Here is a 16349-nt window from a genome sequence, read left to right on the forward strand (position 1 = left end):
TTTCTTTATCAAAATACTATCTCTAATAATTGTTATTGTTAATTTCTTTATGTTGTTTTACATAAAAATAAGCTATTGACCGGCTAGCTGTCGCCATACATAATCCGGTAATTACTGATGGCGCCACTATCCAAAATAATAAAAGTGAAATATTTATATTACTTGCATTAGAACTAATATTCTTGAAATAGATAAGCGCAACAGTAGTTCCAAGTATAGTGCTAGTCATAATGACTACACGTCGATACAAGTAAATATATTTTAGTCGAAAGAAAAATAATCTTGTAATTAATGTAATTAAAATTCCATTCACAAAACCCAAAGGAAAACCAAGTAAAGCACCCAAAAATCCCCCTAGAGCAGTTCCGAGAACTGGTATAACAGCTGTGCTGTACAACCCTGCGGTGAATGTAACCATTCCACCACCAATTACTGTACTACGCCATAAAGCTTCCCAAAATAACTTTGCTAAATTTACAGGTTGGGCAATAGCACTGTCATCATTACCACTTCGCATTTGTCCTGTAAGTAAAGCTTGTAGCGCTGCCATTGGGGTTTTGAGTCTGCGTTCAGCGCTTGGTTCAGTTAACCACTCTAACCATTCAAAAAATGGGGGTGCAAAGTTAACAAGCGATGCAAATTCTATACGCATGTCTTTTTGTGGTAGGTCAGCAGGGTGAGTTGCTGTTGCCAAAGCTATTAATGTTGCTCCTAAACCATATAAATCTGATGCTGGTGTTGCATAACCGCCAAATTGCTCAGGTGGCATATAACCATATGTACCCACAACGGTAACTGTTTTACCTGCCTTAGAAGCAAGTGTCTGTACTGAGCCAAAATCTACTAAATATACTTTTCCAACTTTCCCCTTTAAATTTTCAACCAAAATAATATTGCTCGGTTTGATATCACGATGAATTACAGGTGGGTGTTGTTCGTGTAAATATATAAGTATTTGAAGTAACTGTTCTGCAATATCTCGAAGTTCATCCTCTATAAATATCCTTCCAGTTTGCATGTACTGTTCGAGCGATTGACCCTCTATATAAGTTTGTACTAGCGCACAACTTCGATTACCTTCTTCAACCTCAAAATAGTCAATATAACTAGGAATAGCAGGGTGTGCGAGTGATTTTAAAGTTTCAGCTTCCCGTTCAAATAGCTTTAAGTCTTCCCAAACAAAATCGCTACTGAAATTTAGCAGCTTAATAATCACCATTTGCCCAGTTTGGGCATCTTGCGCTAGTACAGTTTTTCTACCAGCTTTTTTACCTAGCTGCTTCTGTACCTCATAGCGTTGCAAAATTTGCTCGCTCATTTGCTTTTCTGTTATCAGGTTATACAACAGTTGTATTACAATTTATATATAACTACCTACTAACGCTTGTAGATTCCCTGTAAAGTTGTGTTAAAGATTTACTTTATAAATGAGTTTTAAGTCTTTTTCAACCAATTTTTTATTTCTTGTGCTAACCATCCACGTTCAGATTCAGTTAAATTACTGTAGTTATTAAAATTTAGCAAAGTTATACCAGATGCTATTAACAATAGTTCTGGCTTTGATTTGATTTGCTTTAAATTTAACGTGATGTTGACGTGAGATATTGTACTTGTATCAAGAGAATATTTCCGGCACCATTTAAAGCAAAGTAGTTTATGAATTACAGTAATAGATTTTGCAGTCATTACTATCTGTGTGTTTTTAAACAAACCCCATGCAATTAAATAAATTAAATATCCAAGTGCAGATAATTGAAAAAGTAAGTATAATACATTCCCAAATGAAATATCTGTTTGTCTTAATAATGCAAATATATTGAAAATATTAATTTCCTGAGAATGAATTCCTAAAGTAAAAGGTGTAACTAGAGAAATAAGCGCAATTAAACCAGCACTAAAGCCTTTTGGAGGCATAATAATTTCTAATTTATCGTCTGTTTTATTTAAGACAATTTCTGTACTGGGTGGTTTATCTGGTAATTGCTCTTTGATAATAGCTTTTGTTCTCGGCGCCGGATTGTCAATAGCTTCGAGAGCTATATGTGCTGAGGAATATCTTTGGTTTAAACTTGCCTCAGTCATCCATTCTAGCCAGTCACCTAATTCTGAAGTAATATCAGCAAATTGGCGAAATTGAATTTGTAAGTCTTGCTGAGGTAACTCTGTTGGATGCATTCCAGTAACTAAAAAAATTAAAGTGGCGCCTAAACTATATAAATCTGATGCGGGTTTAGTTCTACCACCAAACTGTTCAGGTGGCATATATCCATAAGTACCTACTACAGTAATTGTGCCACCTCCCTGCGCTGCAATATTTTGTACTGAGCCAAAATCTACTAAATACACTTTACCAACGCTATTACCTGAACGGTTTGTAAGTAAAATATTGCTAGGTTTGATATCTCGGTGAATTATAGGCGGTTGTTGGGTATGGAGATAATCTAGAATTTCTAAAATAGCGTGCGCGAGTTCTTTTACCTCTTTTGTACTAAATCTTCTCCCCGCTTCGACATGTTGTTCTAAAGATTTTGCTGCAACATAACTTTGAACTAACCCAAAACCTTTATCATTTGCTGTATCAAACTCAAAATAATCTAAATATTGAGGAATTGCTGGATGATTAAGACTTTTCAAAGTTTCTGCTTCGCGCTGGAATAATTTCAATTCTTGCCAATCGAAATCTTTACCTAAATATAATATTTTAACAACAACTTGAGAATTAGATACTAAATCCTTAGCTAGCAGCGTGCGTCTACCAGTTTGCCTTCCTAGCTCACTTTGAATCTGATATCGGTTGTTTAATACTTCGTTATTCATATATAATTTAATATCTATTCTTCTTCTTGAGCTTGAAAGTAGCTATAAAACCTTTGACTCCTAATTTTTCGATGTCGATTCTCGTAAAAATTCACAATAGACCGACTAGCAACACCCATGCATAGTGCAGTAATTAGTGATGGTGCTACAGTCAAAAATAATAATTCTTGAATATTTACATTAGCATGATTATAAAGAAGAGCCTTAAAATAGTAAAGCGCGCTAGCAGTGCTAAATATAGCGCTAGTCATGTTAACTACACGTCGATACAAGTAAGCATTTTTAAGTGGAAAGAAAAATAATCTTGTAATTAATGCAATTAAAATTCCATTGACAATACCTAAAGGAATACCGAGTAAAGCACCAACATATCCCCCAAAAATAGTTCCAATACCTGGCGCCCAAATTGTAGTATACAATCCTGCTGTGAGTGTAACCATTCCACCACCATAGACTACACTACGCCATACAGTTTCCCAAAATAACTGAGTTGAATTTATAGGTTGAGCAATAGCACTGTGAGAAATTGTATCTATTGCTGTATAGTCACCATCGCTTCGCATTTGTCCTGTTAGCAAAGCCTGTAAAGCTGCCATTGGGGTTTTGAGTCTTTTGTCAGCACTTGGTTCAGTTAACCACTCTAGCCATTCTATAAATGCAGGTGTAAAGTTAACAAGCTCCGCAAATTCAAGTCGCATGTCTTTTTGTGGCAAGTCAGCAGGATGAGTTGCTGTTGCCAAAGCAATTAATGTTGCTCCTAAACCATATAAATCTGATGCTGGTGTTGCATAACCGCCAAATTGCTCAGGTGGCATATAACCATATGTACCCACAACTGTGACTGTTTTACCTGCCTTAGAAGCAAGCGTCTGTACTGAACCAAAATCTACTAAATATACTTTTCCAATTTCATCCTTAGAATTTTCTACTAAAACGATATTACTAGGTTTGATATCGCGATGAATTACAGGTGGGTGCTGCTCGTGTAAATATATAAGTATTTGAAGTAATTGTTCTGCAATATCATGAAGCTCATCTTCGGTAAATAACCGCTTGGTTTGCATGTACTGTTCGAGCGATTGACCTTCTATATATGTTTGTACAAGCGCGCAACTTCGACTGCCTTCTTCGACTTCAAAGTAGTCGATATAACTGGGAATAGCTGGATGCGCGAGTGATTTCAACGTCTCTGCTTCTCGTTCAAATAGCTTTAAATCGTCCCAGACAAAATCGCTGCTGAAACTTAGCAACTTGATAATTACCATTTGCCCAGTTTGGCTATCTCGCGCTAGTACAGTCTTTCTACCAGCTTTTTTACCTAGCTGCTTCTGTACCTCGTAGCGCTGCAAAATTTGCTCGCCCATTTGCTTATCTGTCATGTTTGTTATACAACAGTTGTATTCCAGTTTATATGTAGCTACCTACTGGCGCCGTTCCATTCCGTGTAAAGTTGTCTTAAAGTTTTGTAGATAAATACCTACCTTCGTTGAGTTAGGCAGTAAAAAGTAGGTGTGCAGATTGCGCTTACTAGGGATAAGAGCTTTAAATATAATACATGCCCTTTTCTTATCTGGAGCCTGAATGTCGGAACAGCAAAATACTCAACCTCGCTTGGGATGGTCATTACAGGAACGAGACACAAATTTTATTAAATTATTAATGCCAATTTGGGAGTTGCTGTACCGCTATTACTTTCGTGTACAAACGAGTGGTTGGGAAAATATACCTAGTCAAGACAAAGTTTTACTTGTCGGGTCGCATAACGGTGGAATTGCGGCGCCGGATATGCACATGATGATGTACGACTGGTTTCGTCGCTTTGGTGCAGAACGTCCGGTTTATGGGTTAATGCATCCTAAAGCTTGGCAAGTTAGTCCAGAAATAGGGCAACTAGCAGCAAAAGTTGGGGCAATTATTGCACGTCCACGGATAGCTGCTGCTGCATTGCGTAGTGGCGCCAGTTTATTAGTATATCCTGGTGGTCCTCAAGATTTATTTAGGCTACACTCACAGCGTCATCAAATATACTTTGCTGGCAGAAAAGCTTTTATTAAATTGGCACTGCGTGAAAATGTACCTATTATTCCTGTGATTTCTACAGGCGCCCATGATACATTAATTATACTTTCAGATATATATCCTTTCGTTGAGCAAATACACAAAATGGGAATGCCTTGGCTGTTTAATGTAGACCCCGAAGTTTTTCCTGTATATTTAGGCTTACCGTGGGGATTAAGTATTGGACCTTTACCAAATATTCCTTTGCCTGTAACTATTCATACTAGAGTATGTCCACCAATTGTATTTGAAAAGTATGGTGCAGAAGCAGCGTTAGATAAAATTTATGTGAATGATTGTTATGAGATGGTGGTTAGTAAAATGCAGTTTGAGTTGGATATGTTGGTGAGAGAAACTGTTGATCCCTCCCTAACCCCCCCTTAATAAGGGGGGGAACAAGAAACACAATCTAAAGCCCCCCGAATTTCGGGGGGTTGGGGGGATTTTATTATGATTTCAAACGTTTTTGCGCTGATACCATCAACTTTTGTGCATCAGTATAAGCAGTCGTACCAGGTTTAATAGTTTTTAACTGTTTAATCAAATCTTGTAACTCTAATATATATGATTCTCTATCAGTCGGTGGAGATTGTGCTAAAGATTCAGCACGGTTATAAATATCATCTAATGTATCTGTGGCATTTGCCTCAAGTTGCATACGATATTGAATAACTTTAAGATTATTTTGATAAGTTGGAAGTAGCTTCTGTGCCTCAGCATAACCAGGTTCACCCTGATTAATTCTTTCTAATTCATTTGTTGCTTTATACCAAAACTGTTCAATAGCTTCCCAAGTTTCAACAGGATGCGGTGGTTTTTGTGAAGCTTTGGCAGCAGCAAATGCATATTGCTTCGCTTGCCCAATACGCGCGACATTTTCCGTTACCCATTCTTTTTTGTTTTCAAGCTGTTGATTCAAATCTTCCGCTTTTGCACGCAAGTGAGCATATTTATCATCATAAACCGTTTCAGTTTCAACATCGACATCATAATGCTTAGTTCTAGAACGTGAACGTTTCGATGAAGAACGGCGCCTTCGCGATGATTTTCTCTCAACTTCTACACTAGTTGTAGTATATGAAGTTGGTAGATACTCCAAATGCGCTTTAATTTCATTCAACTTAGTTTCGCTTAACTGTAAATGCTGTGTGCTTGTACCGTTCACAATTAATTGTTCTGTTTCTTTTAATAATGCAGTAACTTTTTGCGCGCGTTCATCTACACTCAAGGCGCCGGACTGTTGCGCGTCAGTTTTGCTAATAACAGACGCATCAAGCAGCGAACAACCACTGCTCAATAAAGCAATAGACAATAAAGGGATAATTCCCACGGTTGATATAAGCTTTTTAAAATTGAACATACACCCAACTGGTACTTGGCTGCCCTTAGTATTCCCAGATAATGCCAGAGCAGTTATAGTAAGATATACGGATTTTTATTTGTAAAAATTATATTCGCTGTATAATTATAATCATTATTAATCCGTTACCCTCAAGGGTGCGGCTATACGAGCGAAGCCCGCCTTCGCGGGCTAAATGGGTAAATGTTATTTATTTGTATTATTAGGGAAATATAAAATTAGCATCTTTGAAATTAATTAAAACAAATATGACAAGAAATTTTACGCAATTATACTTACATTGCGTTTGGGGAACATGGGATAGACTTCCGTTGGTTACTCCAGATATACAGAATATTATTTATAACGCTATTGTTAAACAATGCAATGATTTGGGATGTACGGTTATAGCTATTGGTGGCGTAGCAGACCATGTACATCTTCTTACAGGTTATCCACCTAATCTGACAGTATCAGAGCTAATAGGTAAAGCGAAAGGAAGTTCATCGCATCTTGTTACTCATGAAATTAAGCCAGGTACATTTTTTAAATGGCAAGGAGGCTACGGCGCCTTTACCGTTAGCGAGCGCGGTATTGATACAGTAGCAAACTATATCAGAAATCAAGCTCAACACCACAGTGGGAAAAACTTAGTCTCTGACTGGGAAATATAACTAAATTAGCCCGCGCAGGCGGGCTTCGTTCGTCTAGTCCACCATGCACGGGTGTAAATACTCACCGAAATATAAAATTATGAAAATTGAATTTCGTCTCACCTTAAAAGATGTTCAAGAAGCAATCAAAATTCGCAATAAGAAGATTTTGATGATATGCGATGGGGAGCATCCACTTTTGGAAGAAACATAATTATCTGGTGCCAAAAACCTTACTATACGCTTAGTCTAAAAAAGTCGATCTGCCAAAACTGGATGCTCCCTATGCGATGTGTCAATTGGAGCAAGTATGTTATTTGTGTTACTACGATTTGCTCAAATTGTAATAACGAATGTTAACGCTCCAATAATTAATATTTTTATAGCAAAAATAGTTCCGCATATTATTGAATGTATAAGTTTATATATACTTGCTCGTGTTATTCAGTATTTTTTGATCCGCAGGGCATGGGAAAATAGCCATCATTGGAAGTATGATTTTTGCGTAGAAACTATAGAGAAAGGACTATTAATAAGCACTTCTGGTGAAGAGTCAAAAATTCAGTGGTCAATGTTTACGCATTATAGAGAAACAAATAATTTGTTTCTACTTTATTTCTCATCAAACTACTATAACTTATTTCCAAAACGTGCTTTTGAAAATCAAGAAGTTAATCAATTCAGAGACTTGTTGCGTCAAAATATTCAACAAATCAAGTAACATTATTATACATTTCACATTTAATGCAGGTAAAATCATACATACAGGCTAATACACAACATTATAGACCTAAAAAGAAACATAAAAAATAGCCCGCGAAGGCGGGCTTTGTTCGTGTAGCCGCACCCTTGAGGGTGACGGATGATGTATGACCGATAATGTGTGACGGGTTCTACCCAACCAACTCCATCCCCCGTTTAACCAAAGCATCAGCAGTCAACCCATTAAACGCCATCAACTCACCTGCACTAGCGGTAGTTTCCCCACGCTTCCAAGCAAAAGTATCCCGCACACAATTACTGCGTAACATAATAGGTTCCAACATAGCCGAGGCGCCACCAGTAACACCAATTAAAGCATCTCCTCCAAACAACTGATTAAATTTTGCATCATCAATAAACCCACCATCAGCTTCAGAACATGTATCCCAAGCTACATCCGAAGCACGATACAAACGACGAGGATTAATTACAGAAACAATACGACTTCCTACACCTTGTGCTTGAAGTGACTTAGCAGCTTCGTAAACAGGAATTAATGTCATATCACCGATAACTGCAAATACCACTGTCTTATTTCCAGAAGTTTCTTGTAAAACTACGGCGCCATTTTCTAAACCTTCGCGTGTTTGTGCAAAAGTAGTTCTAATTGCCAAAGGTGATTTACTAGCAGTAATTACAATTCCTTTATTCTTAGTAGTTAATGCCCAGTCGTAACAAACCTGGATACTATTAGCATCAGGTGGGAATACAGGGAAAACGTTTCCATTACGCATCATCGAGGCAAAGTAAGCTTCGATTTCGGGACGTTGGTGAGTCCAACCGTTACGTCCTTGTTCTAAGGCGCCTGCTGTATATAAAGTAATTGTAGACGGTGTTTGGCGCCGTAATTCAGCCATTGCTTGCGTAACTGTCTGAAAAATGGGCAACCCATTAATTGCAAAGGACTCGTAAGAACACCATAATGTTCTGGCGCCCATTAATGCCAAACCTACTGCTAAACCTGCACAAGCGTCTTCACTCAATGGTTCATAAACTTGACCACCAGGTGCTTGGTTATACAAATCATCTTTGACAGGGTGATTAATTTTTAAAGCTTGGTTGATATTGGCAATACCTGATGCTTCGTTACCATCAGCGTTAGTGACAAGGAAGTTTTTGTCTTTTTGTCCAACTATACCTACTAATCTTCCCATTGCTGTAGTAGAAACTTTCGCTTCGCCACCTACTTCATATTCTTCTAAAGGTAAGGCGCCGATATCAGCTAATGGTAACTCAAATTCGGTGACAGCAGTCTTGGATGCTGGCCCACCACCTGCTTTTTCAAGGTTGGTTCTAACTAACTGCCAAGCTTCCTGAGTCAGCGCGCGTTCTTTAAGCGCACTTATAATATGTGGAGCATCAAGTGTATCTTTAGCATACAAGTTGTGTGACTTGGCGCCACGTGCGTGAACTCCAGCACCTTTTAATTGTTTAATAATAAAGACGGTTAATTTGCCACCAAGTGCTGACTTCGCTGCTTTATCGACATTTTCTAAAATAGCTTTAGTAAACTCAATCCTTTTAGAGAACGAAAAAGCTGTACTATCAACATAATCACCAGGCTGGTTTTTATCGTCAAAGTCCTTTGCGTCAACTAATATAACTTCCTCAAAACCATTACCTTGCCAGTACGCTATCATCTCTGCGTTAGATTTAGTTGAGACCATACTGTGGTGTTCTTGGCTAAAACCATTCCATACCAACACGGGTAAGAAATTTGTCACATCTGGGTATGCAGTATGAAAATGACTCATCGAACTCATAATGTAAGGTTCACCCAAACCACCATCACCCACAGTGAACGGGAAAAGCTTATCACGATGAAGTAATGCTGCTGACATTGCAAAGTGTTGCCCTTGCCCTAATGGCCCAGCAGGCGCCAAAATACCAGGAATATATCCAGAAAGGTGTCCGAGAAGTCCATGCTTTTCACGGAAACGGTCGCGTAGTTGCTGCACAGTGGAAATGCCCATATCTTCGAGCGAACGGTCGAGGAACATGGCACTATAAAAACCGGGAGCATGGTGTCCGACTTCGGTAACAATATTTTTGTGACCAAGCATGACTAAAGCAGCATAAGCTTCAGCTTGACTTGCGAAACCACCTGGGTGCCCTGAAGCTTTGGAACCAGTGACTTGTAAAGTTAAGTAACGGAGTGCATCGGCATAGAGAAGTGTCTGGTATACTGCCGCATCATCACTGGGGTTAACGACATTACCAGTTAATGCACTTTCTTTTCCATACTTATCAAAGTCCGGCAAAGGTTCCCCAAAATATTGTATGCCTTCACAAAAATTGGGAATAACTGAAGTTGGCTTTGGGGTTGTTGCTGTCATGCTAGGTACCTTAAAGATGCTTATTACAAAGAGAAGCCGATCATAAACTCACCATCGGGAACCGACTGGTGCGCTTGTCCAATTTAACAAAGATTTTACAACTTCCCGGTTCCCTCAGTTATTTGTTTTCCGCAATACAATAATAAGTAAGCTTGAGGAATACATGTATTTGCTAGCTACATACAAGCTCTTGCGGGATAGGGGTCTCGCCTGTCCCTACATAAAGATACAATAAACGTACATTTGTACCTTTACCTATGACAAATACTATCACCACAACAGAAGCGCGGGCAAACTTCCAAGACGTGCTTAACCGAGTCGAGCATGGAGGTGAACGCATCGTAATTGAGCGACATGGTAAAGCAGCAGCTGCCATTGTGACGGTAGAAGACTTCAAGCGACTAGAAGACCTAGAAGATGTTATTGCATCCAGACAATTACAACAAGCAGTCGAACAAAACAATGGTTTTACGACTTTAGAGGCAATTGTTGCTCAAAGAGGTTTATAAAAACCTGCAACCACCACGTAGAGACGTTACATGTAACGTCTCTACTACATAAATTATTAATTTCAGAGTTAGAATTGATTATATATATCAATATCTAGGTAAAAGCGATGACCTACGGAGACATCATTACTATTGAACCAGGTAAGCGTGGTGGTAAACCCTGTATTCGAGGAATGAGAATTACAGTGTATGATATTTTAGAATATCTTGCAGCAGGAATGTCTCATCAAGAAATTCTTGAAGATTTTCCGTACCTAACTGAGGACGATATTCGAGCTTGCCTTAGTTATGCTGCTGATAGAGAAAAAATGTTAATGGTTGTAAAAGTGTGAAGTTGCTCTTTGATCATAATTTATCCCCAACATTAGTAAATCGTTTGCAAGACCTTTATCCTGATTCCAATCACCTTTACAGTTTAGGTCTTGATCGAGTACCAGATACAGAAGTTTGGGAATATGCACAACAAGAAAACTTTTTAATTGTTACTAAAGATGCTGATTTTAGCGACCTCTGTTTGCTTCGTGGCTTTCCACCCAAAGTTATTTGGATTCGACGGGGTAATTGTAAAACAGCCGATATTGAAGCAATACTGCGAAGCCACTATGATGATATTACTAAATTGAATAATGAAGGAACAGTTGGTGTACTGACATTATTTTAGTCAAAAAGAAGTCTTAATATAACAGAGGTAAAAAAAGGCTTCGGTACATTGAATTTCAAACCAAAGTCAAAAATGGCTGAATCCAAGTTACTGATGAGTATAAACAAGAACTTAATAAGTTAGACGATATTAAAGTCATAATTTTAGTGAATAATAAATTACATAGGCAAAAAGATATTATTGATGAGTTAACAGAAAATCCCGTTCCAGTTGATGGTTTTCTTAGCCGCGAAGAAGTTTACAGTAAATAGTTATGACTAATGGTTATTTGTGCCATAAAGTACTAACTATTAGAACTTACGATACTATTACAACTATAAGTTGGTGCGTGACGCTACAAGTCTTATAACTACGTTGAAATCTTTTCGTAGCGTCACGCACCCTACTAATTACCAAGAACATAGGTTAAATTGGCTACTTTTTAAAAATATTGTAACAAAACTTAATAATTAATTTGGGGTTTCAATGGCACAACAGAAGTAATACTTCTCTACATACAAGTATGAAACTTCCAAACGGTCCGCAAACTCCTGCAATTGTACAAATGCTTCAATGGGTTGCTACTCCCATGTGGTTTATGGAAGATTGTGCAAAGCGTTATGGTGATATTTTTACGCTACAGTTAAATATGCCACTTGTATTGATTAGTAACCCGCAAGCGCTACAGCAAATTTTAACAGGTGATGGTAAAGAATTTGCGGCGCCTAGCAATTTAAATTCGGTGTTTGAACCACTTCTAGGAAAAAACTCTGTAATTACAGTTAGCGGTGAAACGCATAAACGTCAGCGACAGTTATTAACACCACCTTTTCACGGTGAACGAATGCATAATTATGCTCAAACTATTAGTAATATTACCCAAGAAGTTATTAAAAGCTGGCAAGTTTCGGAAGTTGTTTGTATTCGTTCGGTGATGCAAACTATAACTTTACGGGTGATAATGCAAGCTGTATTTGGATTATATAACGGTGCCCGTGCCCAGGAACTTGAGAAAGTTATTAGCATTATGATGGATGCAGGTGGAAGTTCACCTTTACGCGCGCTTATGTTATATTACCCTGCTCTGCAACGCGATTTGGGTAAGTTAACACCGTGGGGGATTTTTTTAAGGCGCCGGGAAATGGTAGATAAGTTAATATACGCCGAAATTGCCGAACGTCGAGAAAACCCTGACCCATCATGTACTGATATTTTAAGTTTATTAATGGCAGCGCGCGATGAAAACGGTGAACCGATGACTGATGTGGAGTTGCGTGATGAGTTGATAACACTGTTAAGTGCTGGACATGAGACAACCGCAACAGCTTTAACTTGGGCATTTTACTGGATACATAAAACACCATCGGTACGTTATAAGTTATTAACTGAACTTGATGGTTTGGATAATATGGACTTTAATGCTGTTAATAAGCTGCCGTATTTAAGTGCTGTTTGTAACGAAACCCTGCGAATTTATCCTGTAGGAATGCTGACTTTTCCGCGCGAGGTGAGAGAACCTGTAAATTTGTGTGGCTATGATTTAGAACCAGGTACTTATATTATGGGTTCGATTTATTTAACTCATCGACGTGAGGATATATATCCAGAAGCAAACCAATTTAGTCCAGAAAGATTTTTGGAGAAACAATTTTCTCCGTATGAATTTTTACCTTTTGGTGGTGGTGTACGTCGATGTATTGGTAATGCTTTTGCAATGTTGGAAATGAAGGTTGTTTTAGCTACGGTTATGAAGTTGGTAGAGTTGGAGCTTGTTACTACTGAGGATGTTAGACCACGACGACGCGGTTTGGTAACGGGTCCAAATCGTGCCATTAATATGAGTGTTAAAGAAATGAGGGAAGCGCGCGTGCTTAGTACGAGCGTTTAATTGGGTTAATTTTGATAGGGGTATGTTTACTTGTGTAAAATTGAAATGTAGCTTAATATCCCTAAACCCTAATTTTACCAGATATGCATTTACCACCATCACCTCGTACTCCTGGCGCCATACAGTTGTTACGCTGGATATTTACACCGATGTCTTATATGGACGAATGCGCTTCTGCGTATGGTGATATTTATGGTTTGAATATACGTCCTGATTATCCATCAGTTTTAACGAGCAATCCTAATGCCTTGCAAACTATTTTGACTAGTGATACAAAAGAATTATCATCTCCTGGTGAGTTAAATGGGATATTTATACCCATATCGGGAACGCAGTCGCTAATTACTGCTAGTGGAAAACAGCATCAGCGTAAAAGACAGTTAGTTATGCCCGCATTACATGGTGAACGTATGCGCGCGTATGCAAATATTATTAATCAAGTTACAGATGAAGTTATATCTACATTACAAATTGGTGTTTCTTTTTCGATTCGCAACGTAACGCAAACCATTACGCTCAAAATTATCATGCAAGCTGTGTTTGGACTATATAATAGTCCGCGCGCTATAGAGTTAGAACGGGTATTAAGCTATATTTTAGAATCTACAAGTTCACCATTATCTCTTGCTGCTGGCGTTTTTCCAATTTTAGGCAAAGTATTAGGCAAATTAAACCCTGCCCGCGACTTTGAGACCTTGCTACAACAAGCCGATAAAATAATTTATGAAGAAATTCAAGAACGACGCAATAACCCAGACTCAGAGCGCGTCGATATTTTAAGCTTATTAATGTCGGCACGCGATGAAGACGGACAAGGAATGACTAATGTCGAACTGCGTGATGAACTTATGACATTATTAACAGCAGGTCACGAAACAACAGCAACCGCTTTGGCATGGGCAGTATATTTCATTTATAAAGATGAGACCATCAAAACCAAATTACTGAACGAACTTAATAGCTTAGGAAAAAATCCTGATTCAAACACTATTTTCAAACTACCTTACCTTACTGCCGTTTGTAACGAAACACTCCGTATTTATCCTGTAGCACTGACGACTTTTCCTCGTCAAGTAGAAAAACCCATATCCCTATGCGGTTATGATTTAGAACCAGGAACATTAGTTTACGGTTCCATATACGACACTCATCGTCGTCAAGATTTATACCCAAATCCAGAGCAATTTAAACCAGAAAGATTTTTAGAACGGCAATATTCAGCTTATGAATTTTTACCATTTGGTGGAGGCGCCAGACGTTGTATTGGACTAGCATTTGCCCAGTTTGAAATGAAACTAGTACTAGCGAGAATTCTTACATCAGTACAATTAGAACTAGTCACAAAAACCAAAGTAAACGCCAAACGTCGAGGTTTAGTTTCGGCTCCCGACCGTCCTATCTACATGAGTAGGTTAAACTAGTACAGGGCAGTTTTTATTACAATTCACTGAAAACACATTCAGTATTCAAACCCGCCCCTACAAATGTTTTTGTCTTTTGGGGTAAATATAAGTTATGTTTTCCACCGATACCGCCTATTTCATAAATTGTAATTTGTTCTTTAATTCCCTTCGGTTGTACTTGCATTTCTCCATCGACCCGCACTATTTCTTTTAGTGATTTTAAAGTATCAGCGGAAATCAGAATTTGTCCGCCTGCTGTGTACTTTTCGATACGAGCAGCTAAGTTCACATTACTACCCATCACTGTATATTTGGCATACTTTTGGGAGCCAATATTGCCAGCAATAACGGCGCCTGTATGTATACCAATACCCATTGCCAAAGATGGAAATCCTAAAATGGTTAGTTGCTTATTAATATCATCCATCGCTAATTGCATTTCAATTGCACAGCTTACTGCCTGTTCTTCAGAATTCGCAATCTCTACAGGGGCGCCGAACATCACAAAAATTCCATCCCCAATCAAATCATTTATAGTTCCATTGTACTTGTGAATAATACTCGTCATTACCTCAAAATAAAGATTGATAATTTCAACGATTTGTTCTAAAGATAATTGTTCCGATAATGCTGAAAACCCACGTAAATCGGAAATAAGTAAAGTTACAATTCGCTTCTGTCCACCTAATTTTAAACCTTCTTGCGTCTGCAATAAGGTAGTTACTACTTCGTCAGTCAAATAACGTCTAAAAGTTTTCCGCATTCTTCTGTTGCTGTGAACAGCATATGTCGTTACCGCAATTACACCACCATATAATGCCAAAATTGATGGTAGCACTTGACTCAAATACCCACATATAAATGCAAAATAGCTAGAAGCCACGCTTACACCTCCCATAGTAATTAAAATTGTGGTGTAAGTTATTTCTGCCGTTATTCTTAGATTATTTTCTTGTATCGAACTGAACATATAGCCACCTATTATTCTAAGTAAAATATATTTTAAGTAGAGTGACGGAAACCAACACTTTTATACTAATTAGCGAGAAGACTCATAGATAATGGCAACGCCAAAGAAACAAAAGATGAAAACTGCCGCACGTCCTAGCCACTCCCACAAACTTAAACTTGAAAGTATCTGAACAATAGCAGAAGCTCCAAAAACTTGAGATACTACACAGGCAATTACAAAACCAAACAGAGTTAACAGAAAATATTTCAGGTTTCTACAAGCCCATCGAAATAACAGGTTATGGTTGTCAGGTAAATTATTTTTCATGGCTTTGTCCTTTTTGACACTTAAATAGAGAAGTAAACAATGACACAGACAGCCAGTACTAAAGAGTGCAACTTCCAACAAAAAAGCTGGTCGCGCAAAAACAGAGCGCGAACCAGCATGTGATTAGTGTGTAATCCTCGAAACGCTAGTTGGATAGTTAATCAAAACCTATTCAATTGTTTATAGTGTCAGCTGTGTAAGCTGCTCAAATTAAAAACTTAGAAATATAACAGGTTGTTACAGCTTCTTTCGTCGCTGCCCTCTGTAAGATATTTCGACTGTGCCAATAAATGATTTAGAGTCACAGTATTCCACTCTCACGTTGCCAAAACCACTGATTATTGCGACAACAATAACTCTAGAACGAAAAAAATCAATAGGGTTATGTAGAGGTTGCGGCAACAACAAGGTTGTCATTTCAGAAGGTGATAAAGGGAGACTATACTCAGAAGCTATATCTAGCATTTCCTTACAAGAACAAGTAATTAGGCAACCATTTGGAAAAATTATCCTTTGGTTATCTCTTCCAACTCTTTCCAGAAAGGCATAATATGAACTTCCTTCAATTAACTTGGACAAACTCTCGAAATATGTTTTTAACGACAGTTGTGTCATAAATTTGACGTTGCCCTTGCCTAAGCGAGTATAACTCACCTTTATGGCTT

Annotated in this window: 16 protein-coding genes; 8 read left to right on the plus strand and 8 right to left on the minus strand. The window is 38.1% G+C overall.

The features are described 5' to 3' along the window. Positions 1-22: 22 nt before the first annotated feature. The 3 genes from DSM106972_RS42255 to DSM106972_RS42265 form a co-directional block, all read right to left on the minus strand. A complete protein-coding gene (locus DSM106972_RS42255) occupies positions 23-1318 on the minus strand; it encodes a serine/threonine protein kinase (RefSeq protein ID WP_127086326.1) in 1296 nt (431 codons plus the stop codon). A 116-nt stretch (positions 1319-1434) separates the two neighbouring features. Beyond that, complete coding sequence (locus DSM106972_RS42260; RefSeq protein WP_127086327.1) at positions 1435-2817, minus strand: serine/threonine protein kinase; 1383 nt, start codon at positions 2815-2817, stop codon at positions 1435-1437. Between the two features lie 14 nt (positions 2818-2831). Next, positions 2832-4196, minus strand: coding sequence for a serine/threonine protein kinase (locus tag DSM106972_RS42265; protein WP_233787961.1), 1365 nt, complete (start codon positions 4194-4196; stop codon positions 2832-2834). Between the two features lie 202 nt (positions 4197-4398). Here DSM106972_RS42265 and DSM106972_RS42270 point away from each other — a divergent pair, with 202 nt between their 5' ends. Then, a complete protein-coding gene (locus DSM106972_RS42270) occupies positions 4399-5259 on the plus strand; it encodes a 1-acyl-sn-glycerol-3-phosphate acyltransferase (RefSeq protein ID WP_127086328.1) in 861 nt (286 codons plus the stop codon). A gap of 64 nt (positions 5260-5323) precedes the next feature. Here DSM106972_RS42270 and DSM106972_RS42275 read toward each other — a convergent pair whose 3' ends face one another. Then, a complete protein-coding gene (locus tag DSM106972_RS42275; protein WP_127086329.1) occupies positions 5324-6235 on the minus strand; it encodes a hypothetical protein in 912 nt (303 codons plus the stop codon). A gap of 248 nt (positions 6236-6483) precedes the next feature. On the opposite strand from DSM106972_RS42275, the gene tnpA reads away from it, so the two are divergent. Together tnpA and DSM106972_RS42285 are read left to right on the plus strand one after the other, a co-directional pair. Continuing rightward, positions 6484-6888 (plus strand): IS200/IS605 family transposase, encoded by a 405-nt coding sequence (tnpA, locus tag DSM106972_RS42280; RefSeq protein ID WP_127086330.1) that lies wholly within the window; start codon positions 6484-6486, stop codon positions 6886-6888. A gap of 271 nt (positions 6889-7159) precedes the next feature. Then, a complete protein-coding gene (locus DSM106972_RS42285; protein WP_127086331.1) occupies positions 7160-7588 on the plus strand; it encodes a YcxB family protein in 429 nt (142 codons plus the stop codon). A gap of 172 nt (positions 7589-7760) precedes the next feature. Here DSM106972_RS42285 and DSM106972_RS42290 read toward each other — a convergent pair whose 3' ends face one another. Next, complete coding sequence (locus tag DSM106972_RS42290) at positions 7761-9965, minus strand: phosphoketolase family protein (RefSeq protein ID WP_127086332.1); 2205 nt, start codon at positions 9963-9965, stop codon at positions 7761-7763. A 257-nt stretch (positions 9966-10222) separates the two neighbouring features. On the opposite strand from DSM106972_RS42290, the gene DSM106972_RS42295 reads away from it, so the two are divergent. From DSM106972_RS42295 to DSM106972_RS42320, 5 genes are all read left to right on the plus strand, one after another. Next, positions 10223-10474, plus strand: coding sequence for a type II toxin-antitoxin system Phd/YefM family antitoxin (locus tag DSM106972_RS42295; protein ID WP_127086333.1), 252 nt, complete (start codon positions 10223-10225; stop codon positions 10472-10474). Between the two features lie 107 nt (positions 10475-10581). After that, positions 10582-10806 carry a DUF433 domain-containing protein gene (locus DSM106972_RS42300; RefSeq protein WP_127086334.1) on the plus strand — a complete coding sequence of 75 codons (225 nt, stop codon included), beginning with the start codon at positions 10582-10584 and terminating at the stop codon, positions 10804-10806. Continuing rightward, positions 10803-11135: a DUF5615 family PIN-like protein gene (locus DSM106972_RS42305; protein WP_127086335.1), complete on the plus strand. Its 333-nt coding sequence runs from the start codon at positions 10803-10805 to the stop codon at positions 11133-11135. The genes DSM106972_RS42300 and DSM106972_RS42305 overlap by 4 nt, the downstream gene beginning before the upstream one ends. A 502-nt stretch (positions 11136-11637) precedes the next feature. Continuing rightward, positions 11638-13002 carry a cytochrome P450 gene (locus DSM106972_RS42315; protein ID WP_127086336.1) on the plus strand — a complete coding sequence of 455 codons (1365 nt, stop codon included), beginning with the start codon at positions 11638-11640 and terminating at the stop codon, positions 13000-13002. An 83-nt stretch (positions 13003-13085) separates the two neighbouring features. Next, entirely contained in the window at positions 13086-14423 is a 1338-nt protein-coding gene (locus tag DSM106972_RS42320) for a cytochrome P450 (RefSeq protein ID WP_127086337.1), read from the plus strand. A gap of 16 nt (positions 14424-14439) precedes the next feature. Here the strand turns inward: DSM106972_RS42320 and DSM106972_RS42325 are convergent, their stop codons facing one another. The 3 genes from DSM106972_RS42325 to DSM106972_RS42335 all read right to left on the minus strand — a co-directional run bounded on the left by DSM106972_RS42325 (position 14440) and on the right by DSM106972_RS42335 (position 16299). After that, positions 14440-15375: an adenylate/guanylate cyclase domain-containing protein gene (locus DSM106972_RS42325; protein ID WP_127086338.1), complete on the minus strand. Its 936-nt coding sequence runs from the start codon at positions 15373-15375 to the stop codon at positions 14440-14442. Between the two features lie 69 nt (positions 15376-15444). Then, on the minus strand, positions 15445-15684 hold the full coding sequence (locus DSM106972_RS42330) for a hypothetical protein (RefSeq protein WP_127086339.1): 240 nt from the start codon (positions 15682-15684) through the stop codon (positions 15445-15447). Positions 15685-15921: 237 nt separating this feature from the next. Continuing rightward, complete coding sequence (locus tag DSM106972_RS42335; protein WP_127086340.1) at positions 15922-16299, minus strand: hypothetical protein; 378 nt, start codon at positions 16297-16299, stop codon at positions 15922-15924. Positions 16300-16349 lie beyond the last annotated feature (50 nt).

This window comes from Dulcicalothrix desertica PCC 7102, from assembly GCF_003991905.1.
Classification (GTDB): Bacteria; Cyanobacteriota; Cyanobacteriia; order Cyanobacteriales; family Nostocaceae; genus Dulcicalothrix; species Dulcicalothrix desertica.

Bases quoted from the DNA above. Each gene is read 5' to 3' on its own strand.
- DSM106972_RS42255 (WP_127086326.1), bottom strand. From the start codon at position 1,318: ATGAGCGAGCAAATTTTGCAACGCTATGAGGTACAGAAGCAGCTAGGT.
- DSM106972_RS42260 (WP_127086327.1), bottom strand. From the start codon at position 2,817: ATGAATAACGAAGTATTAAACAACCGATATCAGATTCAAAGTGAGCTA.
- DSM106972_RS42265 (WP_233787961.1), bottom strand. From the start codon at position 4,196: ATGACAGATAAGCAAATGGGCGAGCAAATTTTGCAGCGCTACGAGGTA.
- DSM106972_RS42270 (WP_127086328.1), top strand. From the start codon at position 4,399: ATGTCGGAACAGCAAAATACTCAACCTCGCTTGGGATGGTCATTACAG.
- DSM106972_RS42275 (WP_127086329.1), bottom strand. From the start codon at position 6,235: ATGTTCAATTTTAAAAAGCTTATATCAACCGTGGGAATTATCCCTTTA.
- tnpA (WP_127086330.1), top strand. From the start codon at position 6,484: ATGACAAGAAATTTTACGCAATTATACTTACATTGCGTTTGGGGAACA.
- DSM106972_RS42290 (WP_127086332.1), bottom strand. From the start codon at position 9,965: ATGACAGCAACAACCCCAAAGCCAACTTCAGTTATTCCCAATTTTTGT.
- DSM106972_RS42295 (WP_127086333.1), top strand. From the start codon at position 10,223: ATGACAAATACTATCACCACAACAGAAGCGCGGGCAAACTTCCAAGAC.
- DSM106972_RS42300 (WP_127086334.1), top strand. From the start codon at position 10,582: ATGACCTACGGAGACATCATTACTATTGAACCAGGTAAGCGTGGTGGT.
- DSM106972_RS42315 (WP_127086336.1), top strand. From the start codon at position 11,638: ATGAAACTTCCAAACGGTCCGCAAACTCCTGCAATTGTACAAATGCTT.
- DSM106972_RS42320 (WP_127086337.1), top strand. From the start codon at position 13,086: ATGCATTTACCACCATCACCTCGTACTCCTGGCGCCATACAGTTGTTA.
- DSM106972_RS42325 (WP_127086338.1), bottom strand. From the start codon at position 15,375: ATGTTCAGTTCGATACAAGAAAATAATCTAAGAATAACGGCAGAAATA.
- DSM106972_RS42330 (WP_127086339.1), bottom strand. From the start codon at position 15,684: ATGAAAAATAATTTACCTGACAACCATAACCTGTTATTTCGATGGGCT.
- DSM106972_RS42335 (WP_127086340.1), bottom strand. From the start codon at position 16,299: ATGACACAACTGTCGTTAAAAACATATTTCGAGAGTTTGTCCAAGTTA.